Origin of the sequence: Pseudodesulfovibrio sp. zrk46 (assembly GCF_012516435.1) — a bacterium.
Taxonomy (GTDB): Bacteria; Desulfobacterota; Desulfovibrionia; order Desulfovibrionales; family Desulfovibrionaceae; genus Pseudodesulfovibrio.
Genome location: NZ_CP051216.1, coordinates 929,479 through 944,540, shown reverse-complemented (window position 1 = coordinate 944,540; position 15,062 = coordinate 929,479). Strand labels below are relative to the sequence as shown.

Genomic DNA, 15,062 nt, shown 5'->3' with positions numbered 1-15,062 from the left:
TTGCCGCGGGTCAGCGCCCACGGATCTCGCGGCCCAAAGCCACGAGCAAGGAATAACCGCTCAGCTGCCTCGTTACACCCGGTACCGGCATCTCGATGTAGCGCCACCCTTCAAAGCCTAGGTAGGTGATGGTCATCGAATCTGCCGCGTCCCGGACAGTGTCCATGGAAAATCCCAGCCCGGCAAAGGGCATGGTATCCTTGGCGGCAGCCATTCTTTGGATGTTTTTGAAGCGCATAAACAGTACCTCTCCTAGTTCTTCTGTTATCCCTTTATGGAGGAGTCGTGTCTCATCTTCAAAAAAAGAAGTCTTCAACTACCTTTCACACACGGTTAAATTGCCATGTTTTCGGTAACACGTTGTTTTATAGAACATTGTGTTATGTCAAAATGGACATAAATTGATTTCTTTACCATGGTTTGGCACTAAAAGGCCGTAAAATTATCCAAAAACGTCACATTTTGTGCCGATAATGATGGAAATGATTGGATATTTGGACGCGCTCACGGCAGTGCGTCAGTCGTCGGCAGGGAGAAAGTGCGCGAATTGTTGCGCTAGAGGGGGAGAAGGGGACTTCTTCTATATGTATTGGGCTAACCGGCCAAGACCTGTTCCACGACCTTGATCTTCGTCAGCAAGTCGTCATCCAGCACTTTCTGCTCCTTTTGGGCGGCCTCAAGCAATTCTTCATGAGTGTGCATGGTCTGCATCTTGTACTTGTTGCCAAGGGCGTTGCCTTCTTCCTGCATGGAGGTGTGGGAGGCCATGCCGGTGCGCTTCTTGTGGCGGATGCCGAGGTGGCCCTGATAGACCGGGAAGAGACTTTCCTTGCAAAGGCGCAGGTCGTGCTCCATGTCGTCGTACTGGGTGGGCGAAAGGTGAATGGCGAAGTCGCCGGACTCCATGAGCCCTTCGGTGCGGAAAATATGGCAGCAGCCCGTGACCGAGGCGCAGGGGCGGAGATGGTCGAACAGCCCGGAATCCATGGTCTGAACATGGAGGTTGGAGAGCCGGAATGGATTGGGATCAGTGGCCGTCAGGTCCAGCGGCGGCGCATCCGGGCTGACCTGAAGGTGACTGTCCGCACTCTGGATCAGGGCGGTGTTGGCGTCGTCAAGGACCTTGCAGCCCCAGACTCCTGCATCGGGATAGTGGCGAATGGCCGCGCCGAGCTTGAGCAGCCAGTCGGCGGGCAGTTCCACATCGTCGTCGAGATAGCAGATGAAATCGTGACTCCCTACGGGCGGATGATGCATCAGCCAGTTGCGCGCAGCGGGCGCTCCCACATTGACGGGCAGGCTGATGATCTGAAAGCGGTCCTCGCCGAGAAGATTGGTGAACCGTCCCTGCCAGGATTCAAGCATCTTGGGCGTGGTGTCGGTGGAGCCGTTGTCGAGGACGAACAGGGACGCGCCGGACAGCTCGGATTCGTACAGAGAGCGGAGCGTGGCGTCGAGCTCAATGGCCTTGTTCCACGAGTACAGCAGAATGGCGACCGAACCATTGATGGGGCGGCGATCATTGTCTCGCCCGGTGAGGAGGTCATGCACACGCAGGAGCAGGCTGGTATTCCAAGGAGCTTTTGCCAGTGATTGAAGCAGGAGCAGGTTGGCCGAGGCCGGGTCGCTGTCGTTGAGCATGCAGAGGCCCGCAGTCATGCCCGGGTAGACCGGACCAAAGGTGTCGCCGAGGTCATGGGCGAGGCGGGCTGCATCGCTGCATTTTCCGCGCAGGAAGTCGAGCCGAACATGCACGTTGGCGATCAACGGTGCCATACCTTCAGGCGGAGTGAAGTCGAGCATGGAGGCCACCCACTCGATGTCGTTATCGATGAGGCCGAAGGTCACGGCCTGCTCACGCCAGAAGAGATTGCCCGGTTCCTTGGCGGCAGACTGTTCAATGAAGTGCTTGAGCTTGCCCATGTTTCGCTGTTGCAGCAGGCGCTCCAAATAGCTGGTATTGGCTGGGCACTGCCAGTTGGCAGCCAGCGCATCCATGGCCGCAGTGGGCGGCTCGGGCATAATGCCCCGGATGGCATCGTGGCTCATCAACTCGGCGGCCATCTCCCCGCTTAACGGGTTCTCGGCAAAGGCGTTGAGGAGCGCGTCAGCAGCAATGGGTTGGAGGGCGGAAACGCCGGAGCGCAGGCAGCCGCCCGCGATATCCAGAAGGTGTTGCTTGCCCGTAAAACCGAGGCGGAGTTTTGCCTTGAGTTCTTCAGGCAGTGACTCCCAAAAGTCAGTCAAAGGGCGATTCGCGTCAGACATCCATGCTCCATGCTTGCGTTTGTCAGGGCTGCCGAATGGCAATTCATAGATACTCCCTATTCCTTCATTCGGCTCAACAGTCAAGAAAAGCGTTGAATTGTCATGTCCTCTCCTTTCGCGCAGGGCCTTGCCTGCCAGAGGAAGCCCTTGCTATGGGGAAGTGTTGTTGCTAGAAACGGCACATTCAATTCCTTTATTGATTAAATTAAACGCTACAGGTCTTCCATTAAGAATGTCCAAAGACTCTTCCAATATTCGCACAGAAAATGGTGTGGTGGTCGGAAACGTTACCGAGAAGCGAACGGTGCCGAATCCCATTGCCCGGTATCTTGTCCAGCAGTTTGATGCCCGTATTTCAGGGTTGATAAAGCAGGTCGCCCCCAAACATATACTTGAAGTGGGCTGCGGCGAAGGTGAGATCATCAAAATGGCGCTGGCAAACACTCAGGCAAAGATCGTGGGTGTGGATATCTCCGACGTGGTGCTCGATAAGGCCCGGCAGAATGTCAGCAGCGACCGGGTGCGGCTGGAGAAGCTCAGCATATACGATGTGCCCGAGACCGATGCGTACCAGTCCGAACTGGTGGTCTGCTGCGAGGTACTGGAGCATCTGGATGACCCGGAAGCCGGCTTGCGCAAGCTGCATGCCTTGACCACATCCCATTGCATTCTGAGCGTGCCCCGCGAGCCTCTCTGGTGCATGCTGAATATGGTGCGTGGTTCCTACCTCAAGAGTTTCGGCAACACCCCCGGCCATATTCAACATTGGGGCAAGAAGTCGTTCCTCTCCTTTGTCTCCCAGTTGTTCGTCATAGAAAAGGTTTATACTCCAATGCCTTGGACTATGGTGTTATGCCGGAAGAAGTAGGTAGCTTGCGGCGCATTCGCAAGATTGCCGGCCACCTCATAGTAGTCGTCTGTCTAGGATTTGTCGGCTACCAGATGGTCGCCTACATGCCAGTGCTCAAAGAGCGCCTGGCAACACCGGGGATACTCCCTGTACTGGCCGGAAGCAGTGCGGTTTATGCGGTCTTTTTTCTGCTGCTGGCTCTGGGGTGGCATCGCCTGCTGTTTCACCTCCACAGCGCATTACCCGTCTTCGATTCCCTGTATATCTATACCCGGACGTCCATAGCCAAGTATCTTCCGGGCAATGTCGGCCATTTTGTCGGACGCAATCTTGTGGCTTCCCGATTTGGCCTCTCCCACCGCGCAGTGGCGGCTTCTTCCTTGCTGGAAGTCCTCTGTCAGATCGCCGCGGCGCTCTCCATCTGCGTATGGCTGGAACTCCCCTTTGCCATGCCGTTGCCGCCGGTTGTCAGCTTTCTCATCACGGTGCTGGCCCTTCTGGCTTTCCCCGTAGTGGTGCTTCGCTTACTGAAAAGGAAGCAGCTTGAAGACACGGACGACATCGCCTACCTCCCGTTTTGGCGAAGCATCACCCTCGTCTGCATCGGGGATGCCGTATTCTTCCTTTCCGGCGGTGCCATTCTATATATGTTGGCCGTCAATGCCGGCATTGACCTGCCTGTTGGTATGTGGGATTTTATGCCGGTCTATGCTGTGTCATGGTTTCTCGGGCTGGTGACGCCTGGCGCTCCTGCCGGTGTCGGTGTCCGTGAGGCCGTCATGATCACCATGTTGGAGCCTGCACTGGGACCTGCGGATGCGCTTGCCATTGCCGTGCTGTTCCGCATTGCAACAACCGTCGGCGATATTTTGTTTTTCGGTTTCAGCTTTCTTTTTCAAAAACGTGCGGCGCATGCTCGCAATGACTAACCTCGTATACATATGAAATTAATCATACAGATTCCCTGCCTGAACGAAGAAAAAACCCTGGGTATTGCCTTGGCTGCCCTGCCCCGTGAAGTCGAAGGATTCGACACTGTGGAGTGGCTCATCATTGATGACGGCTCCACCGACAACACCGTTGAGGTCGCCAAACAGCACGGCGTGGACCACGTGGTTTCCCATGTCCACAATCTTGGCCTGGCAAGGGGCTTCATGACCGGCCTGAATGCGTGCCTGGAGCTGGGAGCCGACGTCATCGTGAACACCGATGCCGACAACCAGTACTGCGCCGATGATATACCGCTGCTCACCAAGCCGATCATTGAGGGCAAATCCGATATCGTTATCGGCACGCGCCCCATCAGCGATATCGATCATTTTTCGCCCCTGAAGAAGAAGCTCCAGAAGCTCGGCAGCTGGGCCGTTCGTCAGGCCAGCGGTACCGAGGTGGAGGATGCCCCCAGCGGTTTCCGCGCCATCAGCCGCGAGGCGGCCATGCAGTTGAACGTCTTCAACAACTACACCTACACTATCGAGACCATCATTCAGGCAGGCCAGAAAAATATGGCCATCTCTTCCGTGCCGGTCCGGGTGAACGAAGACCTGCGTCCGTCCCGACTGGTGAAGAGCATTCCCGCCTATGTGAAGCGTTCCATCTTCACCATTGTCCGTGTCTTTGCCACGTATCGTCCGTTCAGCTTTTTCATGTCGCTGGCTGCAGTCCTCTTTGGTCTCGGTCTGTTGCTGGGCTTGCGGTTCCTCTATTTTCTCGCCACCGGTGACGGCGACGGGCATGTGCAGTCGGTCATTCTCTCCGGTGTGCTGCTGGGTATGGGTCTCCAGACCGGTCTGATCGCGTTTGTGGCCGATCTCATCAGCGTGAACCGTCGCCTGCTTGAGCAGATACGGTATTCGCAGAAGAAACAGTCCATGGACGACGAAGCCGATAAAGAAGACTAATGCGTCGATTTGACTTTGCCCGCCTGACACAGCCCATCGAAAACCATATGGGCATCGCCATTCTGGTTTTCGTGGTCGTCTTTTGTGGTCTCTCGGCAGCAAAGTTTGAGTACAAGGGGAGCCTTGGCGGAGATGCGGTTCAGTATGTCAAAGGGGCCTACCATCTTGCCGTTCAGGGCGTGTATAACAACAGCTCTGATCGCGACGATACGCAGCCTGGCCACTCCCGCGCGCCGGGGTATGCCTTTTTCCTCACGGGCTTTTTTAAGGCTTTCCCTCAACTGAGTGAAGGTGGCGCCAAGTGGCTGTTCCCGCCGGAAGGGGAAAAACGACAATCTCATCCGGCACTCGTCTACGTTAAATACGTTCAAGCGTTGCTTCTGCTGGCAACTGCTTTCATGACGGCATGGCTCGTATGGGATTATACAAACAAACGGCTTCCGGCCTACTGGACGCTATGGTTTGTTGGGTTTCATCCATTCCTGACCCGATATACAGAGCGATTGTACCGGGAAGTGCTCATCGCATTCCTGATCATTGCGTTCACTTTGGCGCTCTATCTGGCGATTAAATACAGAAAATTGTTGATGTACCCTGTGGCCGGGCTTGTGCTGGGCTTCCTGACGTTGACTTCGCCTCAGTGGAAATACATTGGCATCGTTTCTTTGACAGCCGCGGGACTTTGCCTTGTCCTGCGTCGTGATGCAGTTTTCAAGGGACTGGCTGGGCTCGTTGTGCTGGCCGTAGCCTGGGGCGCTGTGTTCTATCCGTGGGAGTTGCGCAATCAGGAATACTTCGGGCGCAAATTCATCGCCACGGGCGGTGGCGTGGTGCTGGAGATTCGTTCTCAGTATAATCTGATGCCGGACTCAGCCTTCTGGGCGTCCTTTGCCTACTGGTCACGGGCACCTATCTTCAAGAAATCGCTCAAAAAGTATGCGGACGAAGAAATATATGCCCCGTTGGTACGTGAAACCGGCATATACCGCACGGCAAAGAACAAAATGGCTGCGCTTGCCGATGAAAAGGGCGAGCTCGCCGCAGACTTGCAACTTAAGAAAGAAGGTATTGAGCGGATTCTCCAAAACCCGTGGAAGCACTTGCGCATGTGCATCCCCATAGCCTTCCGCCTCATGATGAACCCCATGTTCAGCGTGTTGTACATCGGTGTTTACTATCTGTTCTTTCTGACAATCTATCGAAGTCTTGGACGCCATGATTGGTTGCTGGCAGCCCTGTTGGCCTCACCTGTCGCGCTCTTTGGCCTCAACGTATTGGCCTCACACGGATTGCCTCGTTACAACGGTCCGGCAGCGCCTCTTCTCGTATTGGGTGCGGTACTGGCCTTTGCGCTGCCTTCGAAGACGTCTTCAGGGAAACTGACATAGAGCTTACGGTCTTTTCGACAAATCCGAAGAAATGTTGAAAAGAATTCAACTTATCGTTAAAAGAGTTGAATCATGACGGCCAGAACAGTGCTTTTCATCGCGGAGCCGCAGTCCGTGACCGCTATCTTTCCCACCCTCAAGGAGGCGGGATTGCAGGCAGGCTTGGCGGACAACATCACCGGTGCACTCGGATTTATCAAAAAGTCCAAACCGTGCCTCGTCTTTTGTCGACCCCAACTGCAGGGGTTCAATGTAGAGGCGCTTCTTGAACAGTCCAGCACCATTGAAGGATTCCCGCCCGTCGTCGTCTTTTCCGCCACCGGCAGTGCCGAAGAAGCCACTCGCTATCTGGAACTCGGCGCACGCGATTTTTGGCTTGAGCCCCTCGTCTGGGACAAGATCAAGCTCATTCTTCCCGAAGAAGCGCCCGAACCGGAACCGGCTCCCGAGCCCGTCAGTCCTGCTGCTCCGTCAGCCCCGGCCGCGGCCATAACCACACCTGGTGCGCCCGGCAGATTCCAGATCATCGGTCGTCATCCCGCTGTCCTTCGCGTCCTCGCGCTGGCCAAGCAGGTGGCCAAATCCAAAGCCACGGTCCTTATCTCCGGCGAATCCGGTACTGGTAAGGAGATGTTCGCTCGCTACCTGCATCACAACTCCGATCGCATCGACAAGCCGTTCGTTGCCATCAACTGCGCGGCCCTGCCTGAGCATCTGCTTGAGTCCGAGCTGTTCGGTCACGAAAAAGGGGCGTTCACCGGAGCCATCAATCGCAAGCTCGGTAAGTTCGAGCTGGCCAACGGTGGCACCATTCTCCTTGATGAAATCACCGAGATGGATCTGGGGTTGCAGGCCAAACTCCTCCGCGTATTGCAGGAGTCTGAATTTGATCGCGTGGGCGGCGTTGAGACCGTCAATGTGGATGTTCGCGTGCTTGCCACCACCAACCGCGACATTGAAGGAACCGTCAACGAAGGCAAGTTCCGTCAGGATTTGTTCTATCGCCTGAACGTCATTCCGCTCAAGCTTCCCGCACTTTCTCAGCGCGGCGAAGATGTGGTGCTTCTCGCCGAATATTTCGTGAACAAGTTTGGTGCGACCTACGGGCTCGGCCAGCTTGCCTTTACCGAGGAAGCCAAGAAGTGGCTCATGTCCTATGACTGGCCGGGCAATGTCCGCGAACTCCAGAATCTCATGGAGCGTGCCGTATTGCTCGCCGGAGCAGGCCCCATTCAGCCCAAGCATTTCCTTATGGGCGACGAGCAGTGGACGCCCGACGATCTTGCCTCGGTGGACGCCGATCAACAGGCCGTCAGTTCTGCGCCGCCGCCGTCATCCGCAGCCGAGGCCCTTTCCGTTATGCCCATCCATGAGATGGAGAAGCGCCTCATCCTCAAGTCGCTGCAAGAGACCACCGGCAACCGTACCCGCGCGGCAGAGTTGCTCGGCATCTCCGTGCGCACCCTTCGTAACAAGCTCAACGAATACAAGAAACAAGGCGTCGACGTTTAAATCAGGATAGGTTGCGCCTTCGGCGCGATTGTCTGGTGATTTTGTCTCCGACGGCCAAAGGCCGAGGGCCTTTGGAATCCTGTTGCTCGTTTCGCTCGAAAGCGTGCGTAATCAGATTCAAATTATCTTCTGAACCATCTTTCTCAATCGAGTATGTTTGAGAAGAGGTGCGCCTTTTCTACATCTCCCCACCCGTGCGGATGCGCCGATAAAAAGTTTGGGGGGATGAGAGGGGATGGGGGATCCAAGGGGGAAGGGGAGAGAAGGCGACCCTTTCCAAAGGGTCCCTTCTCTCCCCTTCCCCCTTGGCCGCCGGAGGCAGCCGCAAAGCGGCAATAACTAGCGCCGCAGGCGCAACCGTCCATCAATCATGAGCGCGGCAGTGGAAACGATGAGCATGCCGATGACGAGCCGCCATGTGAAGGGCTCGCCCAGAAAGGCGATGCCGAGCGTGGACGCGGAAAAGGGGATGAGCAACGTGACGAGCTGCACATTGGTCGCTCCGGCTCGGGACAGAATGCGGAAAAAGAGAATGTAGGCCAAGGCGGAACACAGCAACCCGAGGCCGACGACCGCACCGATGACATCAATGCCGGGTGTCGGCAACTCCCATGGCCGGACGAGGTACAGCATGATGGGTAGCATCACGATGGTGGAGGCCGTGAGCTGCCCGCAGGCAGTGATCATGGACGGAATGCCTTGGAGACGTCGGGCATAGGTGGCTGAGCAGGCATAGGAAAGGGCGGCACCCATGATGGCGGCCTGACCGAGAACGTGATTACCGAAACCGGAGATGGCGTCTGTGCCGATGAGCATGATGACGCCACCGAGACCGAGGGCCGCGCCAGCGAACTTGTTGAGCGAGGCGCGCTCGTCAGTGGTGAAGAAGTTGGCGACGAGGATGGTGAAGGCGGGTGTGGTGGCGTTGATGACTGCGGCGAGCCCGCTCTGGATGTGCTGTTGCCCCCAGACGATGAGCGAGAAAGGGATGGCGGTGTTGAGAATGCCCATGACGAGAAAATCACGCCAGCGATGTAAGTGCGGGCGCACCTGAATGGAGCTGAAGGCGAGCAGACACCCGAGGCCCAGACAGCCGATGAAGACACGGCCCCAGACAACGGCCAGTGGCGGCAGGCCTCGCAGGGCGACGGCATTGAAGAAAAATGATCCGCCCCAGAGGATGGAGAGGGTGATGAGCATGGCCCATTCCATGAATCCCATGCGTTGTATTGTGCTGTCAGTCATGTTTGATGTGGTCGAATCCAGTTTGCTCATGGGGGAAGTATGTCCATTGGAAAAAGTATTGTCTGGCGGCTTTCGGTTTGCACATTCAAGATCGTGAAAGCAAGGAGTAATCCATTCGATTGTCCCTAGGCAAACGCTTTTCCTCTGGTTTTGTAATCATTTTGACTGGAAAGTTTCGTTAAGATCGTTGCCTATGAACGCATGAAGAGGTACGTAGATCAATAATGCGAGAGTTTAAATGCGTGCATCGTAGTTGTTTTGGGGGGCAAACAAGGTGGACAGGCTGGCCGTTTCTGATGACGTGTCTGCTTTTCCTGAGTGCGGTTTGTTCGTCCCATGCTCTTGCAGCAACGATTGATCCTTCCCTTGAACTGACCTTTGCCGAAAAAAGGTACCTCATGAACAAGGGGGAGCTGACGTACGTTTGCGATCCCAATTGGCTGCCCTATGAACGCATCAACTTGAATGGCGAGCATGAGGGTGTGGCTGCAGATTACATGAATCTGCTGTCAGAAAGGCTCGGCGTCCCATTCCGTTTGATCCCGACCAAGACATGGGCCCAGAGCGTGCTGCTGGCCAAGGCCGGAAAATGCGACTTGGTCACCATGCTGAACAAGACTCCGGAGCGTGAGGAGTTTCTTGATTTCACGGAGCCGTATTTCACTTGTCCTGTCATTCTCATGCGGCCTGAAGAATTCTCTCTCGAAAGTCTGGATGACCTGCATGGCAAAACCGTGGCCGTGGTGAAAGGGTACCGGCAGGAAGAGGAATTCCAGCGTGATCATCCCGAGATCAAACTCCTGATCGTGAAGTCGTCAGAAGATGGTATCCTCGCAGTGAAAAATGGCAAAGCCGCGGCCTCTGTCGCCACCTTGGTGGAGGCCTACCACTTCACCCGCGTCCATAGGATCAATGAACTGAAACCCACCAAGTGGGCCGTGGATCATGATTATCACCGTGTCGGGGTGCGGAAGAACGATCCCCTGTTGCTGTCCATCATGCGAAAGGCCGTCAGCTCCCTTACTGAAGAGGATAGGCACCGGGTCGAAGAAGTCTGGATATCTGTCGGTGCGACTGAGTCGGAAAAGGGGCTTCCCAGATGGGTCATTCTCTTTGGTGTTGGTGGGCTTGTGGTGATCTTTGCCTGGCTGATTCTTGCCAGAAAGGCACACTGATTCCGCGTGTAGAGATACACTCTTTTTCAAAAAGAGATTCTTCCCGTTCAAGTCTGCTTTTGACAAAATTCACGCATGCTGTATACCGATCAATCAGTATTGGCTTATTTTGGGAAGATTCTTCTCAATTGAATTCACCTCATCGATGAAGGTTTCCTCATGTCCCATGCTTATGAGGTGCAGGAGAAAGGCGATTACCTCCTGCTCACCGCTTCGGGAGTGGTTGAAACTTCTGAAGATTTAATGGCAGCAGGTCGGATGATAATGAAAGAAGTCATCCGGCAGAAGTGTCTGCGGCTGATTATTGATAACAGATCTGCTGTCATCGATATTGAGACCCAGGATCTCATTGCATACACAGAGTCAATGCTCAAAAAGGCAAGAGTTGGGGTCAAGGTGGCAGTGGTCCACTCCCTTGAAAATCTTTCCAAGCTGTTCTGGATCGAGACAATCCTCCAGAACCGATCCATTTCCTACAGGCAGTTTTCGGCCATAGATGAAGCTAAACAGTGGCTCTTGTCCGCGACTTGGGACTGATGTCGTTTCAGACGGCCCCATTCCTTTCTGATTATTTGATACCAAAATATGTGAAGCCAAAAAAAAGGGACGTCTGAGACGTCCCTGAAATACTTGTGCGTGTGGGGTTGAATCTAGCGGAGACGGGTTTCGTCCACGGCGCCCTGGAAGAGATCCGGTTTGGATGCCATGGCGGTTTGCCGGAGTGACAGGTTGCCGTTGTTCTGCGCTTTGAGAAATGCCATGCGACGCAACTCCAAGCGTTCGAACTGAGCTGTGCGCTGGCCGAGAATCTGCTGAATGCGTTTCTGACGAGCTTCGGCAGAAAGGGCGGGAGCCACGGAGGTGTCTGCCTCGATGCCCGACTCGGTCTGCGTTGTGTCAGCCTCGGCGACCATGGTGCCGCCGTTGTTGAGCTGCTTTGCCCCCGGGATATAGTCGGGCAGCATAAAAGCCTCCCCTGAGAGAACGCTGTCGATTTTGGCCTGGATGACTTCACCCGGGTCATTCTCGTTCACTGCATACTCATAGGAGAACTCGCCCACGGTATAAACCGTGGATGCATACTGGAGTGGTGCAAGACCCGCCATGCCGCCTACGCTGAGTAGCGGTCCCACAACCGCACAGCCAGGCAGAAAAGCGAGAGACAAAACTACCGCCAATTTGATGATCGTCACTTTCCTCAAAGCGACTAGTGCGCTTCCTATCATGGTCTACCCCCACAGGCATTTCGTTGACCATCCTCATTCCACTGAAGCTGGATAACGCATCGACACCATACATCATTTTTACTTATCGGACAATGTTTTCAAGATATTTAGAGGGGTTGTGGTAATTGAGTCAATGAGCGATCGAAAATGCTAATCATTTCAGGTGTTTTTCATGGGTAAAAACGATGCAAAAAAAGGGTAAAAATTGCAAAAAGTTAGAAAAAGTGGCCCTGAAATAATTGAAGATGTCATTTTTCCTCGTGCAGGTCGTGCCTTTACCTGAGCGCAGCAAAGGGGTAACTGACGGACCGTATGGAGAGCGTGAAAGGTAAAACGCCCGGACGGGGCAGGTTGACAGCCGTGCCCTTGGCCGTGGCCTATGTTGCCGTCCCCCTTGGCACCGCTGCTTCGCATTATACCGGTGGCAGCGGCAATGTGACCCCTGTCGCTCCCTGGTTGCTTCTGGCTGGATTGGGGACGCTCTCGGCCATGTATCGCCCCCGTCCCGGGGACGCTGCTTCCGGCGGCTTCTTTTTCAAGCTCGCGATGTTTGTCCTGATGTTGGCAGGCATGGTGTTTTATGCGGCGGACATTTTGTCGCTGGTCATGCCATATTTGCCCTATCTCAAGGAATTCTCTCCGTTCGTCTTTCTCCTCTTTTGCGGCCTGTGGGTGTCCACCATGGGCATGCCTGACAGGGCTGATTTTCAGCGTTTCGGCGGTTTGCTCGGTCTGTTCTGCGTAGTGGACTCGGTTGCCGAGGCTGCTGTGTATCAGTCGTTGCCCGCCATACGTTGGATAGGCAATGCCGATGTGCTGGCCGCTTTTCTGCTGGTCGCCCTGTGCGCCGGGCTCAAGCCGGGCAGCAACGAGGGCGGGTGCACCGAGCCGGATCAGGGCAACCGATGGTGGCGTTTGTTGACCATGCTCGGGTTGCTGCTCTGCCTGTCTCGTACCGGGCTGTTCGCTGCGGCATGGGTGGTGCTCTGTTTCGGGCGAGGCCTTTTCCGCTGGCGTCTTGCTTACGCTATACTGTGTGCCTTGCTCATTGGCGGGAGCTTTTTCCTGCCGCCCTCACCGTCAGATGCGGTGCGTTATACTGATTACTGGTTGTGGGTCGAAGCCATGCGGTTGGCCGCAGAAGGCCATCCCTTCTTGTTCACTGGGTTCCCCATTGATCAGCCGCTGCCCGTCAAGTTCCCGGTCAGCATGGGCGCCATTTGGGAAGCGGCCACCGGACAGCCTGCCGTGCTCGGTGTGCATCTTACGGAGGTGCCCTCCTTCTGGCTGCGACTTCTCTTTGCATGGGGATTGGCTGTTCCGCTGCTTCTCCTGCTGATTCTATTTATATTGCTGTTTCGTCGTCTCACTCGCATGGGCGCAGGGTTGGTGGCCGCGCTCTTTGCTCAGGGTATGACCACACCCCTGATTTATGACCCCGCACAGGCCATCGCCATCTGTCTCGGATTCATTCTGGCCCTCTCCGCGCCTCGTGAATATCTCAGCACCCGTCGTGAATCCGATGAATTTATATTTGACGAAGAGGCCCGTTCCGTGGAATCCCCGGATGCCTCCAGCGACGACTGGAGTCTCCGACCCCTGTAACAAAACCAAATTTCATTATGTCCACATTTACGAAAGACGCCCCTATCCTTGTCACCTGTCCCAAGGCCATGCCTGAGTATCTGGAGGCCGAGCTCAACGGCTTCGGCATCATGAACACCCGTCCGCTGGATGCTGGCGTGGAGTTCTCCGGCAGCCTTGAAGAGTGTATGGCACTCAACCTCTGGTGCCGCACCGGGCACCGTGTACTCTACGAGCTCAAACGTTTCACGGCCGTCGGTCCCGACGATCTGTATCGTGAGGTCAATGAGGTCCAGTGGAGCGACTACATTCGCAAGGACGGCTACTTCCGCGTGGATGCCGTGATCCGCGACACCGAGGTGAACGACTCCCGCTTCGCCGCTCTCAAGGTCAAGGACGCGGTGGCCGACTATTTCACCAGCCGCTCCGGCGTTCGTCCCGACTCCGGTCCAGAGACCAAGGGCGTCTGCCTTTTCCTCTACTGGAATGGCACCCGCGCCACCCTCTATCTCGACACCACGGGCGAGCCATTGCCCCGTCGCGGTTACCGCAAGCGCCCGCACAAGGCGCCCATGCAGGAGACTCTGGCAGCCGCCTGTATTCTGGCAGGCAACTGGCCCGAGCTCGTCAAGCAGGATGCCCACTTCATCGCGCCCATGTGTGGTGCCGGAACGCTGGCTATCGAGGCCGCGCTCATGGCTATCCACGGTGCGCCCGGTTTGCTCCGTGACCGTTTCGCCTTCATGTCCCTCGTGGATTATGACGAGGCGCGCTGGAACGAGATGATCGACGAAGCAGAAGATGCCGAGAACCCCGATTTCAAGGGGCGCATCATCGCCACCGACCATGATCCTGAGGCCATTGAAGCGGCCCGCGACAACGCCCGCATCGCCGGAGTCGGCGATTTCATCGAGTTCTCGGTTTGTGATTTTGCCGACACCGAAGTGCCTGAGGGGCCCGGTCTGGTGATGCTCAACCCTGAATACGGTGAGCGACTCGGTGACGAGCAGAAGCTCGGTCCCGTCTACGAGCGTATCGGCGATTTCTTCAAGCAGCACTGCGGCGGCAAGACCGGTTTTATCTTTACCGGCAACGCCAACCTCGCCAAGCAGGTGGGGTTACGCACCAAGCGTCGTCGCATCTTCTACAACGCCAAGATCGAGTGCCGTTTGTTGGAATACGAGCTGTACGAAGGGACGCGGAAGAATAAGTAAGATAAGATGATGCGCCTTCGGCGCGATTGTCGGGTGATTTCGTCTCCGACGGCCAAAGGGCTATACCCTTTGGAATCCCATTATTCGCTTCGCTCAAAGTTGTTTTGCGTAAAGAAAAAAGACCAAGCTCCCAAGAGCTTGGTCTTTTGATGTTCATAGACAACTCACGTACACCGTGAGGCTTCGGAGAGTGATGCAGCTGCAAGGCGACGGGCACGATTTGAGTGGTGGCGTAGCAGCGCTACGTCGAGCATCAAATCGAGACCGGCATACCTGAGGCATAAGATCTTGTAGGGTTCGAAGACTCACCTACAATTCACTTAACGCCGCAGATGCGCCGCTATACGAAGCCGAGTCTACATCCCACCAAGAGCGTCGTTCTTGTTGGGGTAGAGGGGAAAAATCTTGTCGTAGCCGGAGACCTCGAAGACTTCCTGAATGTAGTCCTTGATGCCGCAGATGGCGACCTTGCCGGACGACTTCTTCAGACGTTGGTAAGCGAGCACCAACACGCGGAGACCGGAGCTGTTGATGTAGTCGAGATCGGAAAAATCAAAAAGAAGACTGGTCTCGCCACTCTCCAGCAGACCCACGACCTTTTCCTCCATTGCCTGAGTGCCCTCGGCGTCAAGATTGCCGCCCACGGCCAGGATGGTGATGCCGTTTTCCTTGGATTCTATCATAGCCACAGTGTACCTC

Annotated in this window: 14 protein-coding genes; 9 read left to right on the top strand and 5 right to left on the bottom strand. The window is 55.5% G+C overall.

Annotation, left to right across the window (positions count from 1 at the left end):
• Window positions 1-10: 10 nt before the first annotated feature.
• Both HFN16_RS04360 and HFN16_RS04355 read right to left on the bottom strand, forming a co-directional pair.
• Window positions 11-238 (bottom strand): hypothetical protein, encoded by a 228-nt coding sequence (locus tag HFN16_RS04360; RefSeq protein ID WP_168889540.1) that lies wholly within the window; start codon window positions 236-238, stop codon window positions 11-13.
• Between the two features lie 356 nt (window positions 239-594).
• A complete protein-coding gene (locus HFN16_RS04355; RefSeq protein WP_168889539.1) occupies window positions 595-2,268 on the bottom strand; it encodes a glycosyltransferase in 1,674 nt (557 codons plus the stop codon).
• A gap of 232 nt (window positions 2,269-2,500) precedes the next feature.
• Here HFN16_RS04355 and HFN16_RS04350 point away from each other — a divergent pair, with 232 nt between their 5' ends.
• The 5 genes from HFN16_RS04350 to HFN16_RS04330 all read left to right on the top strand — a co-directional run bounded on the left by HFN16_RS04350 (window position 2,501) and on the right by HFN16_RS04330 (window position 7,919).
• Window positions 2,501-3,136 (top strand): class I SAM-dependent methyltransferase, encoded by a 636-nt coding sequence (locus HFN16_RS04350; RefSeq protein ID WP_168889538.1) that lies wholly within the window; start codon window positions 2,501-2,503, stop codon window positions 3,134-3,136.
• Window positions 3,121-4,047 (top strand): YbhN family protein, encoded by a 927-nt coding sequence (locus HFN16_RS04345; RefSeq protein ID WP_168889537.1) that lies wholly within the window; start codon window positions 3,121-3,123, stop codon window positions 4,045-4,047. Before HFN16_RS04350 ends, HFN16_RS04345 begins: the two co-directional genes overlap by 16 nt.
• Window positions 4,048-4,059: 12 nt before the next feature.
• Window positions 4,060-5,019, top strand: coding sequence for a glycosyltransferase family 2 protein (locus HFN16_RS04340; protein WP_168889536.1), 960 nt, complete (start codon window positions 4,060-4,062; stop codon window positions 5,017-5,019).
• A complete protein-coding gene (locus HFN16_RS04335) occupies window positions 5,019-6,407 on the top strand; it encodes a hypothetical protein (protein ID WP_168889535.1) in 1,389 nt (462 codons plus the stop codon). The genes HFN16_RS04340 and HFN16_RS04335 overlap by 1 nt, the downstream gene beginning before the upstream one ends.
• A gap of 72 nt (window positions 6,408-6,479) precedes the next feature.
• A complete protein-coding gene (locus HFN16_RS04330; RefSeq protein WP_168889534.1) occupies window positions 6,480-7,919 on the top strand; it encodes a sigma-54 dependent transcriptional regulator in 1,440 nt (479 codons plus the stop codon).
• Window positions 7,920-8,258: 339 nt separating this feature from the next.
• Here the strand turns inward: HFN16_RS04330 and HFN16_RS04325 are convergent, their stop codons facing one another.
• The gene (locus HFN16_RS04325) at window positions 8,259-9,194 is read right to left on the bottom strand and encodes a DMT family transporter (protein ID WP_210772231.1); all 936 of its coding nucleotides are present in this window, start codon (window positions 9,192-9,194) and stop codon (window positions 8,259-8,261) included.
• 266 nt (window positions 9,195-9,460) lie between these two features.
• Here HFN16_RS04325 and HFN16_RS04320 point away from each other — a divergent pair, with 266 nt between their 5' ends.
• On the top strand, window positions 9,461-10,339 hold the full coding sequence (locus HFN16_RS04320) for a transporter substrate-binding domain-containing protein (protein ID WP_168889533.1): 879 nt from the start codon (window positions 9,461-9,463) through the stop codon (window positions 10,337-10,339).
• Between the two features lie 159 nt (window positions 10,340-10,498).
• Window positions 10,499-10,876, top strand: coding sequence for a hypothetical protein (locus tag HFN16_RS04315; protein ID WP_168889532.1), 378 nt, complete (start codon window positions 10,499-10,501; stop codon window positions 10,874-10,876).
• Window positions 10,877-10,989: 113 nt separating this feature from the next.
• Here the strand turns inward: HFN16_RS04315 and HFN16_RS04310 are convergent, their stop codons facing one another.
• A complete protein-coding gene (locus HFN16_RS04310; protein ID WP_168889531.1) occupies window positions 10,990-11,505 on the bottom strand; it encodes a hypothetical protein in 516 nt (171 codons plus the stop codon).
• Window positions 11,506-11,877: 372 nt separating this feature from the next.
• Here HFN16_RS04310 and HFN16_RS04305 point away from each other — a divergent pair, with 372 nt between their 5' ends.
• Window positions 11,878-13,170 (top strand): hypothetical protein, encoded by a 1,293-nt coding sequence (locus HFN16_RS04305; protein WP_210772230.1) that lies wholly within the window; start codon window positions 11,878-11,880, stop codon window positions 13,168-13,170.
• Window positions 13,171-13,187: 17 nt separating this feature from the next.
• Window positions 13,188-14,363, top strand: coding sequence for a class I SAM-dependent RNA methyltransferase (locus tag HFN16_RS04300; RefSeq protein WP_168889529.1), 1,176 nt, complete (start codon window positions 13,188-13,190; stop codon window positions 14,361-14,363).
• Between the two features lie 356 nt (window positions 14,364-14,719).
• On the opposite strand, the gene HFN16_RS04295 is transcribed toward HFN16_RS04300, so the two are convergent.
• Window positions 14,720-15,046 (bottom strand): STAS domain-containing protein, encoded by a 327-nt coding sequence (locus HFN16_RS04295; protein ID WP_348771084.1) that lies wholly within the window; start codon window positions 15,044-15,046, stop codon window positions 14,720-14,722.
• Between the last annotated feature and the right edge of the window lie 16 nt (window positions 15,047-15,062).